Annotated in this window: 13 protein-coding genes; 12 read left to right on the top strand and 1 reads right to left on the bottom strand. The window is 41.0% G+C overall.

Going from position 1 to position 19,240, the window contains the following annotated elements; genetic code table 11:
* The first annotated feature begins 754 nt into the window (after window positions 1–754).
* From MLE14_RS00245 to MLE14_RS00200, 10 genes are all read left to right on the top strand, one after another.
* The gene (locus MLE14_RS00245) at window positions 755–2,014 is read left to right on the top strand and encodes a substrate-binding domain-containing protein (protein ID WP_243296241.1); all 1,260 of its coding nucleotides are present in this window, start codon (window positions 755–757) and stop codon (window positions 2,012–2,014) included.
* 81 nt (window positions 2,015–2,095) lie between these two features.
* Window positions 2,096–2,863 (top strand): ABC transporter ATP-binding protein, encoded by a 768-nt coding sequence (locus MLE14_RS00240; protein WP_243296240.1) that lies wholly within the window; start codon window positions 2,096–2,098, stop codon window positions 2,861–2,863.
* Window positions 2,847–3,554 carry an ABC transporter ATP-binding protein gene (locus MLE14_RS00235; RefSeq protein ID WP_243296239.1) on the top strand — a complete coding sequence of 236 codons (708 nt, stop codon included), beginning with the start codon at window positions 2,847–2,849 and terminating at the stop codon, window positions 3,552–3,554. Before MLE14_RS00240 ends, MLE14_RS00235 begins: the two co-directional genes overlap by 17 nt.
* Window positions 3,555–3,568: 14 nt before the next feature.
* On the top strand, window positions 3,569–4,438 hold the full coding sequence (locus MLE14_RS00230) for a branched-chain amino acid ABC transporter permease (RefSeq protein ID WP_243296238.1): 870 nt from the start codon (window positions 3,569–3,571) through the stop codon (window positions 4,436–4,438).
* 4 nt (window positions 4,439–4,442) lie between these two features.
* Complete coding sequence (locus tag MLE14_RS00225) at window positions 4,443–5,462, top strand: branched-chain amino acid ABC transporter permease (protein WP_243296237.1); 1,020 nt, start codon at window positions 4,443–4,445, stop codon at window positions 5,460–5,462.
* Between the two features lie 12 nt (window positions 5,463–5,474).
* Window positions 5,475–5,654: a hypothetical protein gene (locus MLE14_RS00220; RefSeq protein ID WP_243296236.1), complete on the top strand. Its 180-nt coding sequence runs from the start codon at window positions 5,475–5,477 to the stop codon at window positions 5,652–5,654.
* A gap of 2 nt (window positions 5,655–5,656) precedes the next feature.
* Complete coding sequence (locus MLE14_RS00215; RefSeq protein WP_243296235.1) at window positions 5,657–6,676, top strand: 3-oxoacyl-ACP synthase; 1,020 nt, start codon at window positions 5,657–5,659, stop codon at window positions 6,674–6,676.
* 1 nt (window position 6,677) lies between these two features.
* Window positions 6,678–7,580, top strand: a complete 903-nt coding sequence (phaZ, locus tag MLE14_RS00210) for an intracellular short-chain-length polyhydroxyalkanoate depolymerase (protein ID WP_243296234.1) — start codon at window positions 6,678–6,680, stop codon at window positions 7,578–7,580.
* A gap of 3 nt (window positions 7,581–7,583) precedes the next feature.
* Window positions 7,584–8,324, top strand: a complete 741-nt coding sequence (gene fabG / locus MLE14_RS00205; RefSeq protein ID WP_243296233.1) for a 3-oxoacyl-ACP reductase FabG — start codon at window positions 7,584–7,586, stop codon at window positions 8,322–8,324.
* Window positions 8,325–9,147: 823 nt separating this feature from the next.
* Window positions 9,148–10,650 carry an acyl-CoA synthetase gene (locus MLE14_RS00200; RefSeq protein ID WP_243296232.1) on the top strand — a complete coding sequence of 501 codons (1,503 nt, stop codon included), beginning with the start codon at window positions 9,148–9,150 and terminating at the stop codon, window positions 10,648–10,650.
* Between the two features lie 26 nt (window positions 10,651–10,676).
* Here MLE14_RS00200 and MLE14_RS00195 read toward each other — a convergent pair whose 3' ends face one another.
* The gene (locus tag MLE14_RS00195) at window positions 10,677–11,831 is read right to left on the bottom strand and encodes an MFS transporter (protein WP_243296231.1); all 1,155 of its coding nucleotides are present in this window, start codon (window positions 11,829–11,831) and stop codon (window positions 10,677–10,679) included.
* A 183-nt stretch (window positions 11,832–12,014) separates the two neighbouring features.
* Here MLE14_RS00195 and addB point away from each other — a divergent pair, with 183 nt between their 5' ends.
* A complete protein-coding gene (gene addB, locus MLE14_RS00190; protein ID WP_243296230.1) occupies window positions 12,015–15,497 on the top strand; it encodes a helicase-exonuclease AddAB subunit AddB in 3,483 nt (1,160 codons plus the stop codon).
* Window positions 15,490–19,173 carry a helicase-exonuclease AddAB subunit AddA gene (gene addA, locus MLE14_RS00185; protein WP_243296229.1) on the top strand — a complete coding sequence of 1,228 codons (3,684 nt, stop codon included), beginning with the start codon at window positions 15,490–15,492 and terminating at the stop codon, window positions 19,171–19,173. The genes addB and addA overlap by 8 nt, the downstream gene beginning before the upstream one ends.
* Window positions 19,174–19,240: the final 67 nt, after the last annotated feature.

The raw sequence follows: 19,240 nt of genomic DNA, 5'->3' as shown, positions 1-19,240 counted from the left end.
TAGCGGAATCAGAATCCGCTTCAGCCCCTGAAGTGCAGGTTTTGGTTCTAATAACGGAATGAGGATCCGCCAAACTTATTTAATGGATCCTCATTCCGTTATTTATTCAAAAATCCTTGTTTGGCGCATTTATTCGGATCCTGGTTCCGTTATTTGCGATTTTTTTCGTCAAATTGATGGATTTTGTACGAATAGCGGAATCAGAATCCGCTTCAGCCCCTGAAGTGCAGGTTGTGGTTCTAATAACGGAATGAGGATCCGCCAAACTCATTTAATGGATCCTCATTCCGTTATTTATTCAAAAATCCTTGTTTGGCGCATTTATTCGGATCCTGGTTCCGTTATTTGCCTATTTTTTGTGAAATTTGATTTATTTTGTACGAATAGCGGAATCAGAATCCGCTTCAACCCCTGAAGTGCAGGTTTTTGTTCTAATAACGGAATGAGGATCCGCCAAACTTATTTAATGGATTCACATTCCGTTACTCCGTAAATTACCTCTTATTTTAATCTTCAGCTCGTGGCAAGGCAACGTACATCGGTTAGTTCAAAACATGCCTGTGCACCTGTTTGCCACAGCATATTCGAGCAAGATAACCTTCAGCTCGGTGCAGACAGTATGTAGTATTTCAAAGAGAAATAATCATAAAGTTTCCCGAGTAGTAGTCTTGTAACCGATTTGTAACTGCTTTCAATTACTCTTGTTACAAAGCTTAGGTGCTTTAGTTATTCAACCAAATAAAGGGGGATTTATGTGAAGTCTTTATGGCATTTGACAAAATTAGCATTTTTATTTGTTCTTGTCCTTTTCATTGCAAGTGCTTGTGCATCTAACACCGCGCAAGAATCACCTACACCTCAAAATCAGGGAGGAAATTCGAACACGGATACTCCAGAGGGGGGGGAAAAGGAACCGATAAAAATTGGTGTTCTTGCATCTATGACAGGTGCTCTTGAATCCTACGGCACGCAGACAACCCGCGGATTTGAACTAGGAATTGACTATGCAACAGATGGAACCGGCGAAGTAGCTGGCAGAAAAATCGAAGTCATTATTGAAGATACAGAAACAAAACCGGAAGTAGCTGTGCAGAAGGCAACCAAACTGCTAGAGGAAGATGAAGTGGATTTCTTGGTTGGTTCTTCAAGCTCGGGCGACACACTGGCTGTTATCGGATTAGCAGAAGAATATGAAAAAATCATGATTGTAGAACCCGCCGTAGCTGACAGTATTACGGGTTCTGAATTCAATCCATATATCTTTAGAACGGCTCGAAATTCTTCACAGGATGCCGTTGCTGGAGCTGCCGCCATTGCTGGGGAAGGTGTGAAAATTGTTACATTAGCGCCTGATTATTCATTTGGATGGGATGGAGTGGCTGCATTTAAGGAAGCAGCTGAAAAGCTTGGGGCCGAAATCGTGCTTGAGGAATTTGCAGACCCGGCAGCAACTGATTTCACAGCCAATATTCAAAAAATTATTGATGCAGATCCAGATTACTTATTCGTTATTTGGGCCGGTGCTAACTCTCCATGGCAACAAATTGCAGACATGAAGCTTCAGGAAAAAGGAATCAAAATTTCAACAGGTGCACCTGATATTGCAGCCTTATCAACAATGGAACCACTGATTGGCATGGAAGGCTTTACGGTTTATTATCATGAACTGCCAGATAACGAAGTCAACGACTGGCTTGTTGAAGAGCATAAAAAACGCTTTAACGGAGATGTTCCGGACTTATTTACTCCAGGCGGAATGAGTGCAGCGATTGCTATTGTAGAAGCTCTTAAGAAAACAGAAGGTGATGCAGACGGAAATACATTAATTGATGTTATGGAAGGCATGAGCTTTGAAACACCAAAAGGAACTATGACATTCCGGCCAGAAGATCATCAGGCGCTGCAAACACTTTATGCTATTCGCTTAGAGAAGAAGGAAGGAGTTCCATACCCGGTTCCTGTATTAATTCGTGAATTAAGTCCAGAAGAAACGGCTCCTCCAATTCGTAATTAAGAAAAAAAGAACAAGGGGTCAGACCTTCATGCAGGTCAGACCCCGATTCTTTAGGACACTATTTTAGGAGGGATTCTACACGTGACTTTTGCTTTGGAAACAAAAGGGCTTTCGATTGAATTTGGAAAGCATAAAGCGGTTAATCAAGTGTCACTTCAAGTAAAAAAGCATGAATTAAAATCTATTATTGGTCCAAATGGTGCCGGAAAAACAACGTTTTTTAATCTGATCAGCGGACAATTAAAAGCAACAGAAGGTCAGGTTCTCCTTAATGGAGAGAATATCACCAAGCTCTCACCTACCCTTAGAACTAGGAAAGGAATTGGACGTTCCTTTCAATTAACGAATGTTTTTCCTAATTTAACAGTATTAGAAAATGTCAGATTGGCTTCCCAGTCTAAGGCAGGCATCCGATTTCAAATGCTCAGACATTTTACTTCTTATGTTTCTGTTCAAGATGATGCCATGGAACTGCTTGAGCTCGTGTTATTAAAGGGAAAGGAAGGGGAGCTGGCAAAGAATCTTGCTCATGGTGAGAAGAGAAAGCTTGAGTTAGCCATGCTCCTCGCCCTTGGAACTGAGGTATTATTGCTCGATGAACCAACGGCAGGGATGTCATTGGAAGAAGTGCCAGCGATATTAGATGTGATCCGCTCGATAAAAGCAAGAGAGGATAAGACCATTCTGTTAATAGAGCACAAAATGGATATGATTTTGGATTTGTCTGATTCAATAGCGGTACTTTACAATGGGAATTTATTAGCGGATGGAAATCCGCGTGAGATTATGGATAACGAAACGGTGCAGCAAGCGTACTTAGGGGGACTGTACAATGACTTCACTGCTTAGTTTAGAAAATGTGGAAACCTATATTGGCCAATATCACATCCTCCAAGGAGTTCAACTTGAGGTGAAACAAGGTGGAATTACCGTTTTATTAGGTCGAAATGGTGCCGGAAAAACAACAGCCTTACGAACGATTATGGGGTATTATCCGCCTACTAAAGGTGAGATCACTTTTGCAGGGGATCGATTAAATGGATTAAAAACGTTCCAGATTGCAAAAAAAGGGATTGGCTATGTTCCGGAGGATCAGGGAATTTTCCCTTATTTAACCGTAGAGGAACATATCAAAGTTGCAATTCAAAAAAACGATGATTATACCAAAGCAAGGGTAGACTGGGTCCTCGATTTGTTTCCCGACTTAAAAACGTACTGGAAAAAAGAAGGCGGCCATTTGAGCGGCGGACAAAAGCAAATGCTCGCCATTGCCAGGGCTTTTGTCAATGATAATCGCTTACTTCTTATCGACGAGCCGAGTAAGGGTCTTGCTCCGATTGTAGTGGAAAAAGTGATGGAGGCTCTCGTGCAAATAAAGGAGAAAACATCGATTTTACTGGTAGAGCAAAACTTTTTAATGGCCAGTCAAATCGGGGATTCGTTCTTTATTATGGATGACGGAAAAACGGTTCACTCTGGTGAAATGGAACAATTAATGTGCGATGAAGATTTGCGCAAAAAGTATTTGGGAATTGCATAAAGGGAGGTAGATAAATGGAGACGCTCTCAGTTGTAGCAAACCTGACGATTAATGGGTTAGCCACCGGAATGCTTATATTTTTACTCGCTGCTGGCCTCACTTTAATTTTTGGGTTAATGGATGTATTGAATTTTGCCCATGGAGGATTGTTTGCCTGGGGGGCTTATGCCGGAATTTGGATATACAGTTTGACCTCTAGTTTTTTGATCGGTATATTAGGAGCTTTATTATGCGGGTTATTGCTAGGATTTATTACTGAAAAATTGATTATTAAACCGGTTTACGGAAACCATATTCAGCAGATTTTGATTACGCTGGGGTTTATGCTGGTGCTTTCGGAGTCCCTCAAGGTCGTGTGGGGTCCGAATCAAATTCATGCATCTACCCCGGGTCTGTTAGCGGGAAGCTGGGAAGTAGGAGGCATTATTTTAATCAAATACCGCGTATTTATCATTGCTGTCGGTCTGCTCATCTTTTTCTTAATCAGCTTTATCTTAAAGCGAACCAAAATTGGATTAGTCGTACGCGCCGGAGTTATGAATAAAGAGATGGTTCAAGCACTGGGAATCAATATTCAGAATGTGTTTATGTGGGTGTTTATGGTGGGCGCTGCATTAGCCGCGCTAGGCGGAGTTTTGTTAGGGCCATATTCGGGCGTGATTCATGCCGAAATGGGTTTGGAATATGCCATTCTTGCCTTCATTGTGGTTGTCATTGGCGGAATGGGGAATTTTACTGGCTCCATTTTAGCTGCCATCTTAGTTGGGTTAGCTGGGGCATTTATGGCGTACTTTGTGCCAGACCTGTCGCTCGCGGTCAATATGATTATAATGGCTCTTGTATTAGTTTTCAGACCACAGGGCTTATTTGGAGCGAAGGGGTGAGAGCATGGCAGTATTAAAACGAAATCAGGGGATCGTGTTCTTCGCATTGATAGCGATTGTTCTTCTCTGTTGGCCATTTTTCTATGAATCTCGAAGTTTGCTGATTCTTTTAACACAAGTTTATATTTTTGCCGCCTTTGCGATGAGTTACGATCTGTTGCTTGGTTATACCGGAATCGTCTCTTTTGGGCATGCGATGTTTTTCGGAATTGGTGCTTATATGACAGGGATTTTTATGAAGCATTTGGAACCTACGAATGGATATTTATTCTTATCGATTCTTGCCGCCATCGTATTGTCAGGGGTCGTAAGCTATATTGTAGGTCTGTTAACATTGCGGTTAAAAAGTCATTTCTATGCGATGCTTACGCTTGCGCTTTCTGGACTCCTTCTTGTATTAGCCGAAAAATGGAGAACGGTTACGTTTGGAAACGACGGCTTCACCTTTCGTGTACCGGATTTCCTAAGAGAGCGACTAACTTTCTATCTGATTTGCTTAGTTTCTATGCTAGTTATCTATCTGTTTTTAAGGCGATTTACTGAATCTCCGCTTGGCAGGGTGCTGCAGGGAATTCGCGAAAATGAACAGCGGATTGAATCATTGGGCTATCAAGTGATCCAATACAAAATTATTGTAAGCGTTGTGGCAGGAGTCATCGCTGCTTTTGCCGGTTCCTTATATGGAATCTCCCTTAGATATGTGAATACCAGTGTATTTGCAATGGATATAACATTGGACGCCTTACTGATGACCATTATTGGCGGAGTAGGGACATTGGTTGGTGCCATTATCGGTTCAGGAATCATCGAATTTACCCATCATTGGCTTACGGAATTGGCGAAAGTGCATTGGATTTTTGAACGGTGGATTATTATTTTCGGGATTATTTATATATTAGTCGTAATCTTCTTCCCGCAAGGCATTGTCGGTGCCTGGAAAAAATTATTGAATCGCAAAAAATTAACAAAATTAGAAAACAGCGAATCAATATCAAAATCTGTGAAACATAAGGCTTCTTCTTAAGGAGGGTTATAGGTGGATGAAAAAATAGTAGATTCCTTTATTGTCAGAGTCCAGAAAGTGGATGAAGATAAGAAACGAATCAAGGTAGTTCATGTTCAGCATGGAGAAGAGAGAATCGTAGAATCTTTAGAAGAAGCCTATCACTGTATGTGTCAAATGCTTGATTTAGCCAATGATAAAGGTGGGAGTTAACGGTGTCAATCGGAATTGTCAGTACAGGGGTTTACCTTCCCGATACTTTTATGACTAGTAAAGAAATTAGCGAGCAATCGGGATTGCCTCTTCATGTGGTTGAAGAGAAAATGGGAATCAAGAAAAAGCCGGTTGCTGGCCCAGATGACCATACATGTGAAATGGGAATAAAGGCAGCAAAGCTTGCATTGGAAAAGGGACATATCGATCCGAAATCAATTGATCTTGTCATTTATATAGGTGAAGAGTACAAAGAGTATCCTCTATGGACAGCAGGGATTAAGCTGCAAGAAGCAATTGGTGCGAAAAATGCGTGGGCCTTTGATATCGCCCTGCGCTGCGGCACGACGGTTATGGCATTACAGGTTGCGAAAAGCCTGATGCTTACAGGGAATATCAAAACTGCCTTGCTGGCAGGAGGCTACCGCAATGAGGATTTTATTGACTATCAAAATCCAAGAACCCGTTTTATGTACAACTTAGGAGCTGGAGGAGCCGCGATTGTTTTAAAAAAAGGGGTGGACCGCAATTTGCTGCTTGAAGGCTCTATTATTACGGACGGTACTTTCTCAGAAGATGTGATTGTGCCGATTGGCGGAACTAAGAATCCTCTCCATGAAGGATTTGATGAAAAGCTGTATAAGCTTGACGTTCCGGACCCAGAAGGAATGAAATCGAGACTTGAGGAAAAGTCATTATCCAATTTTATGAAGGTGATTCGTACATCAGTTGAAAAATCAGGATTCACTGAAAACGATATTGATTATGTTGCGATGCTTCACATGAAGCGTTCTGCCCATCGATATATCCTTAATCAGCTGAATGTAAGCGAAAATCAATCGATTTACTTAGAGGACTACGGACATATCGGACAATTGGACCAAATTATCTCTCTAGAACTTGCGTTACAGGAAGGAAAAATAAAAGACGGTGACGTAATTGTTTTGGTAAGCGCTGGTATTGGCTACGCTTGGGCTTCAACAGTCGTACAATGGGGAACGTTAAATAATGGGAGGAGATAGGATGAAAACGGTCGTACAGTATTCAGTTTTGCCAAATGGGGAACGCATTGCTTATCAGGAAAGAGAAGGTGGAAACATCCCGTTTGTTTTGATTCATGGAAATATGACTTCATCCGTTCACTGGGATATTGTCATAGAAAGACTAGATCCTAAGTTTAAAGTGTATGCAGTCGATCTTCGCGGATTTGGTCAATCAAGCTATCATAAACCAATTGAATCGATCCGTGATTTTTCAGAGGATGTAAAAGCATGGGCTGATGATATGGGCTTATCTCATTTTATTTGTATGGGCTGGTCGATGGGAGGAGCAGTCAGCATGCAGCTCGCTGCTGATCATCCGGAATATATTTCACAGCTGCTCCTTCTCGCTTCAGCATCAACGAGAGGATATGCTTTTTATGCTGTTGGAGATGACGGACAGCCGGATTTAAATAATAGATTCAAAAATCTCGAGGATGTTAAACAGGATATAGGAAGAACCATTCCAATCCAGAAGGCTTATGACGAAAAAAACAAAGGATTTCTGGAGGCTGTTTGGAATGCCGCTATTTACCATAAAAATCAGCCGGATCGGGAGCGATATGACCGGTATTTAGAAGACATGCTTACACAAAGAAACTTAGCAGAGGTATATCATGCCTTAAATACATTTAATATCAGTCCTGTTCATAACGGTCTAACCGAGGGTTCGAACCAAGTAAAAGATATTACCATTCCGGTGGCAGTTTTATATGGTGAGGAAGATATGGTTGTTTTACAATATATGACCGATGAGATTATCGAGGATTTTGACGGAAGGGCAGAGGTGTTTAAACTAGAAGGCTGCGGCCATTCCCCTCTAATTGATGATCCAGATCAATTACTTTCAGCGGTAGAAGGGTTTTTACAGAAAGTTGGGGTGTAAGATATGAGATTACAAGATCGGGTTGCTATTATAACAGGTGCTGCGGGTGGGATTGGATTAGAAGCGGCACATGTATTTGCGAGTGAAGGGGCTAAGGTTGTGCTGGCTGATTTCCAGGAGGAAGCTGGCAGCAAAGCTTGTCAGGCAATAAAAGCCGAGGGTTATGAAGCTTTATTCGTTCAAGTGGATGTCAGCAAAAAGGAAAGTGTAGAGCAGATGGTTAAACGTACCCTTGAGGAATATGGAACGATTGATATTCTAGTAAATAATGCCGGGATTACAAGGGATGCGATGCTGGTTAAAATGACAGAGGAAGACTTTCAAAGAGTACTAGATGTTAATTTAACCGGTGTATTTCTATGTACACAAGCAGTTGTTCCTGTGATGGCTGAAAAGAGGTATGGAAAAATAATTAATACGTCCTCTGTTTCAGGAGTCTATGGGAATGTCGGCCAAACTAACTATGCGGCCAGTAAAGCTGCAGTAGTGGGTATGACGAAAACATGGGCCAAAGAGCTTGGAAGAAAAGGAATCAGGGTTAATGCCGTCGCACCTGGATTTATCGAAACAGGAATGGTTGAAACGGTTCCTGACAAAGTAATTGAATCGCTCAAAAAAATGATTCCGGTGATGGAGCTCGGAAAACCGAGAGATATTGCCAATGCCTATCTCTACCTCGCCTCCGAAGAATCTCATTATGTAAATGGAACGGTGCTCCATGTTGATGGCGGAATTATGATGTGATAATAAATTTTTAAAAGGGTCTGACCTTATGCTATTTTGTGGGGTCAGACCCTTTGTTTTTGGATTAGATATGGTTGCTTAAGGACCGAATTGCATTGAATAGAGGAACAACCAGTATTCCTTGGTTTAATCCATGGTTATTTTTCTTTGAGTTTCTATTAATGAAAGACAATTCACCAGCGTTTGATGCGCGAATTGTCTATCATGCCCCTTATGAAGGACACTTCACTAGCGTTTGATGCGCGAATTGTCCATCATGCCTCTTATGAAAGACAATTCACCAGCGTTTGATGAGCGAATTGTCCATCATGCCTCTTATGAAAGACAATTCACAAGCGTTTGATGAGCGAATTGTCCATCATGCCTCTTATGAAAGACAATTCACCAGCGTTTGATGAGCGAACTGTCCATCATGCCTCTTATGAAGGACAACACCAGCGTTTGATGAGCGAATTGTCCATCATGCCTCTTATGAAAGACAATTCACCAGCTCTTCATGAGAGTTTTGTCCATCATCCCCCGAATGAAGGACAATTCACCAGCTCTTCATGAGAGTTTTGTCCATCATCTCCCTTATGAAGGACATATCACCATCTCTTCATGAGAGTTTTGTCCATCATCCCCCGTATGAAGGACGATTCTCCATCTCTTCATGAGAGTTTTGTCCATCATCCCCCGTATGAAGGACAATTCACCAGCACCTCATCCGAATTTTGTCTTTTATTGATGAGATCTTAGTATACCCACCACTTATGTAACCATTTTGTAACTCCGCTTCGATATTTTAAGCATATGGACTGGATGACAAATGAGGTGATATTTGATGCAGGTGGAATTGAATTGGATAACGAGCAGAGCAAGAATTTCTCCAAATCAGGTCGCTATCATTGATGGGGAAACCAATCAAAGGTATACGTATAAACAGTTAGACCAGCGTTCAAATAGCTTGGCCTATTTTTTGCAAAATAGGGGAGTAAAAAAAGGAGACAGGCTGGCAATTCTTTCTCCCAATCATGTGTCTTACTTAGATCTGCTGTTTGCTTGTATCAAATTAGGTGCCATTTTTGTACCATTAAACTGGCGATTAGCAAAAGAAGAGATTGAATGGATTCTTTATGATTCACAGCCGGCTTATGTATTTTGCCATTTTGATTTTATTAAAATGATTTCGAATCAGAGCGGATTTTCGGTTTTGACCATCAATACAGACGAATATGATTTGATGGTTGGCGGGAATGAATACCCTATACTTCCCGAAGATTTAAATGAGCGGGATGCTCTAGCGATGATCTATACAGGAGGAACTACAGGAAAGCCAAAAGGGGTCATTCTTTCCCATCAGTCAGTTCTTTGGAACGCTCTAAATACCATAATAAGCTGGAATTTAACGAAGGATGATACAACATTGACGGTGCTTCCAATGTTTCACACAGGCGGGCTAAATGCCTTAACGATTCCGATTCTTTTAATGGGTGGAAGGGTCGTGCTGGCTCAATCATTTTCTCCTGAAAAAGCTTCACATTTATTAGAAAAACATCAGTGTACGATTGTATTATTTGTCCCGACGATGTATCAGGCTTTTATTCATTCAGACGTCTTTACAGAACATTCCTATTCATCGATGAAGCTATTCCTTTCCGGCGGCGCACCTTGTCCTTCTGAAATTTATGATGCATTTAAAGAAAAAGGTATTCTATTTAAAGAGGGCTATGGGTTAACAGAAGCAGGACCTAATAATTTTTATATTGATCCGGAAATCGCCTATAAGAAAGGGGGCTCCGTCGGAAAGCCGATGCTTTTTAATGATGCCGTCATTATCAGTGATGATGGGAAGGAAGCAGGGGAAAACGAAATTGGTGAACTATGGGTAAAAGGAAAGCATGGTTTTGAAATGTATTGGAACAATCCGGAAGCAACAAGTGACACAAAAAAGGACGGGTGGATTGCAACCGGGGATTTGGCAAAGAAAGATGCAGAAGGCTATTACTATATTGTCGGCCGAAAAAAAGACCTTATTATTACGGGTGGAGAAAATGTGTATCCATTGGAGGTAGAACAATGTTTACTGAGACACCCATCGATAATGGAAGCAGCGGTAGTTGGCATTCCTGATATGTACTGGGGTGAAAAAGTAACGGCCTTTCTTGTGATAGAAGCTGGTGTACAACTAACTGAGAAGGAGATATCCGATTTTTGTTCTCAATCTTTAGGGCGATATAAGATTCCAAAGTCGTATCACTTTTTAGCTGAATTACCTAAAACTCATGTAGGGAAAATTGATAAGAAACGTCTCAAGGAAATGGGTGTTCAAAAAGTACGGGAATGAGAAAAAGACAAAGTGTCCATCTAAGATCAGAGCCTGGCGCTTTGTCTCTTTGTTTTTGGAAAAAGAGAGGTTCCCAGTAAAAGATTAATAAGAAATAAAAAGATTAATAATAGAACAATGAATTTAAATGAAAGCCAAATTGCGATCGGCGAAGCAGCTGTTGCACCTGTCAGCAAAATAAATGAATAAATCGATAATGCTTTTGCCCGGTCTTTTCCGGCTATTGATCCAATTATGGTAATCATCGTCGGGACGAGAGTAGAGATTGATGAGACTAATAGAACCGAAACGAAAGCGATAGCCAGAAAAGATGATTCAAACAGCAATAGAAATAGGCTGCTGAATCCTAAATATAACCCAAGAAATAGGGTTTTCATTTCTCCACATTTATCGAGGATTTTTCCCGTGAATAAAGACAGAATGGCTCCCAATAATCCAATGACTCTCAGCATGAATAACTGATTTGGGTTCTCTCCGAAATAATGGTTTAATCCGTCATAAAAAGAGATGAACGAAAAAAGCAGTGTAAACACGATGCCATAGCATTTAAGCAGTGATTTATTTTGAACAATCCGTCTGTAGGTTTTGAGCAGCTCTCCCCGATTACATGCCTCTTTAATTTTAGGTAAACTAGTGAAAGCCATGATGAATAACACTGTATATGAGATTGCAAAGAAATAATAAGTATCACGCCAATCAGAAAAATCTGCAAAAGCCTGACTGGCCACTTGACCTAAAATTCCCGCAACTAAAAATCCCGTATTAATTAGAGAGATAACCAGAGTTCGATATCTTGAAGGAAAGGTTTCAAAGCAATACGTAAAGGTAACGGGAGCAAAAGTTGCAAGCGAAAATCCTTGTATAGCTCGAAAAATATAGAGACTCTCTATCGTAGGAGATAGTCCGACTAATAGTGTCGCGAATGCGGAACTAAGGAGTCCGAAGATGATAATTTTTCTTCTTCCAAATGCATCCGATAATGCCCCAAAGGTTAATAGACCAAATGAGTAGAATAAAGTAAAGAGAGTACTGCCAAACACGACTTGCTCAGTTGTAACATCGAGACTCTCCGATATATCCTGATAAATCGGAATGAGTGTATAAATATTACAAGCCACAAATACTCCACATATCACTAATATTACACCGGTAAAAAATAAAATTTTCCTAGATTCAACCATAGTCATCACCGCCAATTGGAACTGGAATTTGCCACTACTCTGATTACAATATGCTCGCCCAGCCATTTTGGCAGATTGTTTCCTAAAAGTGGTCATGCTCATTTCATAGAATGCAAATCCAAAGTAAGTTAAAATAAGGATAGAATTAATGAAACGGGACTATTTGAGGGAGAAAGGAAGAGGATGAGTTTGTCTGTCACGTTTTTATTAGGGCGTTCGGGTTCAGGAAAAACTGAAAGAATGCTAGAAGAAGTCATGAAGGAATTAAACGAACGGCCATTAGGTCCGCCCATTTTAATAATTGTACCGGATCAAATGACCTTTCAAATAGAATATGAATTGGCAAAGCGTCTCCCTGCAGGGGGCATGATTCGAGCTCAGGTTTACAGTTTTTCAAGACTGGCCTGGCGGGTACTGCAGGAAACAGGGGGTTTAACCAGGCTTCCGATTGATACTACAGGAATTAGCATGCTTATCAGAAAAATTCTAAATGAACGAAAAAATGAGCTTCGTCTATTTCAATCGCAAGGAGACAAAATCGGGTTTATTGAGAAGCTTGGAGATTTGTTAACAGAATTAAAGCGGTATTGTGTGAAGCCTGAAGAATTACGGCAGCTGCAAAATGAATTAGAGCACCAAAAAGAAAGATCTACACTTTCGGACAAGCTCAATGACTTGCCCCTTGTACTTCAAGCTTTTCAAGAGAGATTAGAAGGAAAATATTTGGATCAGGAGGACAGCCTCCGATTATTAGCGGAACAATTGCCCGTTTCTCATTTTCTCAACGGTGCGACGGTTTTTGTAGACGGATTTTATAGCTTTACTCCTCAGGAATATGAGGTTATTGCAAGCCTTATGAATTGTTCGGTACATATTCATTTTCTCTTGACGCTAGATCGTACGTATCGATATGAATTGCCTAATGAACTCGATTTATTCAGAATGACTGGAGAAACGTATGCAACCCTTTATCAAATAGCAAAGGATGCAGGGATGCATTGTGAAGATGAAATACTGGAAAATCAATATCGTTCCCATATTTCTCTGAATCATTTGGAGCAAGAACTTATAAGTATGCCTCCTGCTCCTTTTTTAGAGGATACAGCCCTTACGATGGCAGAGGCTGCCAATCGGCGGGCAGAAGTGGAAGGAATCGCACAAACGATTCATAAGCTCGTCAGAGAGGAAGACTATCGTTTTCGCGATATTGCTATTCTGGTTCGTAACGGAGCCGCTTATGATGAATTGTTGGATACCATTTTTAAACAGTATCAGATTCCTTATTTTAAAGATCAAAAGAGAAAAATGATTCATCATCCCGTTATTGAATTAGTTCGTTCCGTTTTGGAAGTCATTCAGCAGAACTGGCGTTACGAGCCCATGTTCAGGGCCATTAAAACGGAATTATTATATCCCCGCGAGGCAGATGCGGCCGCTTTCCGGGCAGATGCAGATCTTTTGGAAAATTACTGCTTAGCCTACGGTATTAAAGGAAAACAATGGATAAGCAGGGACCGTTGGAAATACAGAAGATACAAAGGGCTAGAATGGACTGACCTGCCTCAGACTGATGAAGAAAAGAGAATGGAAGCAAAAATTAATGAGCTTCGAATCATTGTCTCGGCCCCTATAAACCGTTTGGCTTACCGGTTAAAAAGGGCCGGTCATGTAAGAGAGCAAGCGGAGGCTTTGTATTTATTTTTAGAAGAATTAGAGATTCCGGCTAAGCTGGAAAAATGGATCCAAGAAGCTGAGGAATCAGGACAATTGGAAAGGGCAAGAGAGCATGACCAGGTATGGGATGCGGTCATCCGTTTATTGGATCAGGCAGTTGAACTATTAGGAGATGAAGTGCTTTCACTTAAGCAATTTGCGGAAATCATCGAATCAGGCTTTAATGCTCTTACCTATTCTATTGTTCCGCAATCTCTGGATCAGGTCCTGATTGCCAATATCGATCAGTCGAGAATCCATCACGGGAAAGCAGCCTTTATTATTGGACTGAATGATGGCGTGCTTCCGCAAAAGCAGACAGATGATGGCATTATTGCTGATGAAGAGCGCTTACTTATGAAAAATGCAGGAATCCCGCTTGCCCCAAGCAGTGAAACGCGTTTATTAGATGAGGATTTTATTGCGTATAAGGCCTTCACGACACCTATGGAAAAATTATTCATTAGCTATCCGATAGCAGATGAAGAGGGAAAAAGCCTGCTGGCCTCACCATGGATTAAACGATTAAAGGAACTGTTCCCGACTATGGAAAGACTCACTTGGGGGCTGGAACCGTCAGGGGAACAAGAAAAGCAATTTGCTCTTATTCCAGATGTAGCTTTATCACATTTAACGAGTCAGTTACAGCTTTATAAGAAAGGTAATCCAATTTCTGATTTTTGGTGGGATGTATATAACGCTTTAATGGAGATTCCATCTCTTAAAACGGCAACAGCAAAAGTACTCTCTAGTTTGTTTTTTGAAAATAAAACAAAGGCCTTGAGTAAAAAAATAACAAAAGAACTGTACGGGGATGTAATCCAGGCAAGTGTTTCAAGAATGGAAAAATTCAATTCATGTCCATTCTCACATTTTATTTCTCATGGGCTTCGACTGGAACCGAGACCTATTTATAAGCTGGATGCGCCAAATATAGGGGAGCTTTTTCATGGAGCTTTAAAATTGTTAGCTGAGCGTTTGGAAGCAAGTAACCGGTCATGGGCGTCCTTATCTAAAAAGGACTGTGAACAGTTATCTAGAGATGTGGTAGAGCTACTTGCACCAAAACTGCAAAATCAGATTTTGCTCAGTTCAAATCGCCATCATTATATTCGTCATAAATTAGAGCAAGTTATTGCTAAAACATCATACGCCTTAAGCAAGCAGGCCAAAGCTAGCCGGTTTGTTCCTGCTGGTCTGGAGATTGGATTTGGAAAAAATGGCAAACTGCCTCCGCTTACGTTTTCATTAGATGACGGAACAAAGATGGAATTGGCTGGAAGAATTGACCGGGTTGATACGGCATCTTTTAATGGAGGCACCTATGTCAGGGTCGTAGATTATAAGTCGAGCAAAAAGGAACTCCAATTAAGTGATATTTACTATGGCTTATCTCTGCAAATGCTGACGTACTTAGATTTAGTCGTGACGCATTCTAAAGATTGGCTAGGCGCAAAAGCCGAACCGGCTGGAGTGCTTTACTTCCATATTCACAATCCGTTTCTGCAAGCCAATGAACCGCTTGAGGAAGACCAAATTGAAACAGAATTATTAAAACAGTATAAAATGTTAGGTCTATTATTATCAGATCCAGATGTTGTAAAACTGATGGATCAAAGCCTGGAGAGCGGGACGTCATCCATTGTTTCGGCAGGACTGAAAAAGGATGGAAGCTTTAATGCATATTCTAAAATTGCAACTAAAGATGAATTTGATGTGTTAAGAAGGTATGTTAGAAAGACCTTTAAAAAAGCAGGGAATCAAATGGTGGAGGGCCGCATTGACATTGCTCCCTATAAATTAAGGAACCAGACTCCTTGTGCGTTTTGTTCCTATAAATCTATATGCCAATTTGACAGTAGTTTGCAAGAGAATGCGTTTCGCTATCTGCAGCCAGCGAAAGCTGAAACAGCAATCGATTGGATCAGAAGGGAGGCTGAAGTAAATGAATAAACCAAGGTGGACTGTCAATCAGGCGAAAGCCATCTCTGCATCAGGAAAAGATATCCTTGTTGCGGCTGCAGCCGGATCAGGAAAAACCGCTGTTCTAGTGGAAAGAATTATTCAAAGGCTGATGGATGAGGAACACGGATACAATGTCGATCAATTACTAGTGGTTACCTTTACGAATGCCTCGGCAGCAGAGATGAGACACCGAATTGGAAATGCTCTTGAAGCTGCAATTAAAGAGAACCCGCATTCTCTGCATTTACGCAAGCAGTTAACGTTGCTAAATAAAGCATCGATCTCTACCTTGCATTCATTCTGTTTAGATATAGTCCGAAAATATTATTATTTGCTCGATTTAGATCCTAACTTTAGGATTGCAGACTCTAGTGAACTGGCTTTAATTCAAGATGAAGTGATGGATGAGTTGCTAGAAGAAAGTTATGCAATGGAGGATGCGAACGAATTTTACAAGCTTGTCGATGTGTTTGCCGATGACCGATCTGATCTTCCCTTGCAAACTATAATCCGAAACTTATATGAGTTTTCAAGGGCAAATCCAAACCCTAATCAATGGTTCAAAGATTTAATTGATTTGTATGATATAGATCCGGAAACAGACATCAATCAGCTGCCTTTTACAAAAACAATCATGGATTCGATTACAATGGAACTCGGTGCTGCGAAAGCCATGCTGGAGCAAGCGATTGATTTAGCCTCTCTCCCAGGAGGGCCAGCGCCGAAAATACAAACGTATGAGCAAGATATTGCCTATATTCAAAGGCTGCGAGAGGCTGCAGAAATAGGCTGGGATCCTTTATATCAAACCATTCATGCTGAAGGGTTCCTAAAAGCGGTTTCTGTAAAAAAAGCAGACTTTGATGAGGATTTATTAAAACAAACCGATACGCTGCGAAAGAAAGCAAAAGACTTAATAGATAAGATTAAGGAACAGTTCTTTTCAAGAAAACCGGATTCTTATCTGAATGATATTAGGGCGATGAAGCCAATTGTTGAAGGTGTTGTACGGCTAGTGCAGCGCTATCATGAGAAATTCCAAGCAGTGAAAATGGATAAATCCCTTATTGACTTTGGTGATTTAGAACATTTTTCGCTCTCAATTTTAATGGAGGGAAACCAGCCTTCCAATATTGCCAAAGCTTATCAGGAAAAATTTAAGGAAATTCTGGTCGACGAGTATCAGGACACGAATCTTGTTCAAGAAACGATTATCCAGCTGATCAAAAAGGGTTCAGAAGAAAATGGAAACCTGTTCATGGTTGGGGATGTCAAGCAATCCATTTATAAATTCCGATTGGCGGAACCTCAGCTCTTTATTGAAAAATATCGCAGTTTTCAGCCCGATGAAAATGCCCCAAGCGGTTTAAGAATAGACTTGGCTCAGAATTTCAGAAGCCGGGAAGAGGTTCTGCATGGAACGAACTTTATTTTTAAGCAAACAATGGGAGAAAAGGTTGGAGATATTGAATATACAGAGGATGCTGAACTAAAGGTAAATGACCTTTATCCGCCTTCACCAACGCCCGTTTCTGTTGTTTTAATTGAAAAAGATGGTCAGGAAGAATCCGATCAGGAGGAAGAAAACCAAGAAGAACTTGAAAAATCGCAGCTTGAAGCCAGATTTATCGCGAAAGAGATTCGCTCCTTAATTGATAGCGGCGCAAAGGTATATGATGCGAAAATAGGCTCGTATCGACCGCTGCAGTTCAGAGATATTGTAATTTTACTGAGGTCGATGCCATGGGCCCAGACCATTATGGATGAATGTAAGGAATTAGGGATACCGGTTTATGCCGATCTCTCAGACGGTTATTTTGAGGCAACTGAGATTGCTGTCATGCTATCCCTCTTAAAAATAATCGATAATCCGCAACAAGATATACCGTTGGCAGCTGTTTTGCGTTCACCGATTGTGGGGATGAATGAGGAAGAATTGGCGCAAATTAGGATTTCACATAAAAAGGGAAGCTATTACGAAGCATTTACTTCCTTTGTTCATGATGATGGTCCCGATTATCTTACAGCGAAGGAAAAAGGGAAGGCATTTATAAACTATCTTGAAAATTGGAGAGTACTGGCAAGAAGAGGGACTTTATCAGAGCTAATCTGGCAAATCTATCAAGATACTAAGTTTTTGGAGTATGTGGGCGGGCTTCCCGGCGGAAAACAAAGACAAGCCAATCTGCGAGCTCTCTTTGACCGGGCGAGAGTATACGAAACAACCTCCTTTAGGGGGCTCTTTCGCTTCCTCCGTTTTGTTGAGAGATTACAAGAACGGGGAGAGGATCTGGGAACAGCCCGTTCAATTGGGGAACAGGATGACGTGGTCCGCTTAATGACTATTCACCGTTCAAAAGGATTAGAATTTCCTTTTGTATTTATTGCGGGTTTAAATAAAAATTTCAATATGAAGGATGTCCAGTCATCAACCCTATTAGATAAGGATTTAGGGATTGCGATGAAATATGTGGATCCTATTAAAAGACTAACTTATCCATCATTGCCGCAATTAGCGTTTGCCCGTAAAAAACGGCTAGAATCTTTATCAGAGGAAATGAGAATTTTATACGTAGCCTTAACTAGGGCTAAGGAAAAATTATATCTTGTAGGGACCATCTCTAAGCTAGAAAAATCGATAGAAAAATGGAGATTATCTGGAGACAGTTCCGGCTGGTTACTCCCTGACTTTGTCCGGTCAAAGGCTTCCACTTATTTAGACTGGATTGGGCCAGCACTGTTAAGATCAAGGGATTTTCAGGAAGTTCTAAGTGAAATGGGGCTGTCATCTCCTTATAAGGCTCTTGATCATCCGGCGCGTTTTGAATTCACTATATTATCTGCTCCCTCTTTATTAGCTAATGCCATAGGTGCTGACCAAAGACAAAATGGGCTGGAAGCTGTGCGAAATGGCGAGCAGGCTGGAGAATTCGGAGATACAGCCGCGGCGATTTTAAAGCAAATGACTTGGGAATATCCATTTAAACCTTTAACAGGCATGCGCTCTAAAATGTCTGTTTCAGAATTAAAAAGACAGCGTGAATGGGTCAATCGGGAAGAGATGCTGCCATCTCTTCGCCGTACCTCTTTGTTCGATCGTCCAAGCTTTTTGCAAGAAAAGAAGCTGACACCCACTGAAAGAGGGACGGCTATGCACTTAGTCATGCAGCATGTCCCGTTGAAGCAGGAAGTTTCCTTAGAAAGCATCGATAGACTGCTAAACCGAATGAAATCGATGGAGCTGCTTACCGAAGAACAAGCGAAGAGCATAAATCCTGAACAAATCCTCCGCTTTTTTGAATCGAACGTAGGCGCGCGAATGCTTAAGGCTCCTGCGGTATATCGTGAACTGCCATTTAGTTTTGTCGTACCGGCCGAAGACTATTTTGATGAGAAAGTACTTATTCAAGGGATTATTGACTGTTTATTTGAGGATGAGCAAGGACTGGTTTTAATTGATTTTAAATCCGATACGATTACAGGCAAGTATCCCAATGGTTTTGAACAGGCAAAACCTGAATTAATTGCAAGATATAAAACTCAAATTGAACTATACAAGCAAGCGGTTGAAAAGATTGTCTCTAAGCCACTTTCTGAAGCATGTCTCTACTTCTTTGATGGGGGTCACCAAATATCATTTATTAAAGAGATGAATCAAAGCTAATATTTCTGCGATACAAGTAATAAGTAACGTTTAAAAGCCGACAGAGGAAAGCCTCTGTCGGCTATTT

The sequence above is a fragment of the Bacillus litorisediminis genome (assembly GCF_022808645.1).
Classification (GTDB): domain Bacteria; phylum Bacillota; class Bacilli; order Bacillales; family JC228; genus Bacillus_BF; species Bacillus_BF litorisediminis.
The sequence above is the reverse complement of the archived record's forward strand: the minus strand, read 5'-3'. Positions and strand labels throughout refer to the sequence as shown.

Coding starts and splice junctions, on each gene's coding strand:
- MLE14_RS00235 (WP_243296239.1), top strand. CDS start 2,847: ATGACTTCACTGCTTAGTTTAGAAAATGTGGAAACCTATATTGGCCAA.
- MLE14_RS00230 (WP_243296238.1), top strand. CDS start 3,569: ATGGAGACGCTCTCAGTTGTAGCAAACCTGACGATTAATGGGTTAGCC.
- MLE14_RS00225 (WP_243296237.1), top strand. CDS start 4,443: ATGGCAGTATTAAAACGAAATCAGGGGATCGTGTTCTTCGCATTGATA.
- phaZ (WP_243296234.1), top strand. CDS start 6,678: ATGAAAACGGTCGTACAGTATTCAGTTTTGCCAAATGGGGAACGCATT.
- fabG (WP_243296233.1), top strand. CDS start 7,584: ATGAGATTACAAGATCGGGTTGCTATTATAACAGGTGCTGCGGGTGGG.
- MLE14_RS00200 (WP_243296232.1), top strand. CDS start 9,148: ATGCAGGTGGAATTGAATTGGATAACGAGCAGAGCAAGAATTTCTCCA.
- MLE14_RS00195 (WP_243296231.1), bottom strand. CDS start 11,831: ATGGTTGAATCTAGGAAAATTTTATTTTTTACCGGTGTAATATTAGTG.
- addB (WP_243296230.1), top strand. CDS start 12,015: ATGAGTTTGTCTGTCACGTTTTTATTAGGGCGTTCGGGTTCAGGAAAA.
- addA (WP_243296229.1), top strand. CDS start 15,490: ATGAATAAACCAAGGTGGACTGTCAATCAGGCGAAAGCCATCTCTGCA.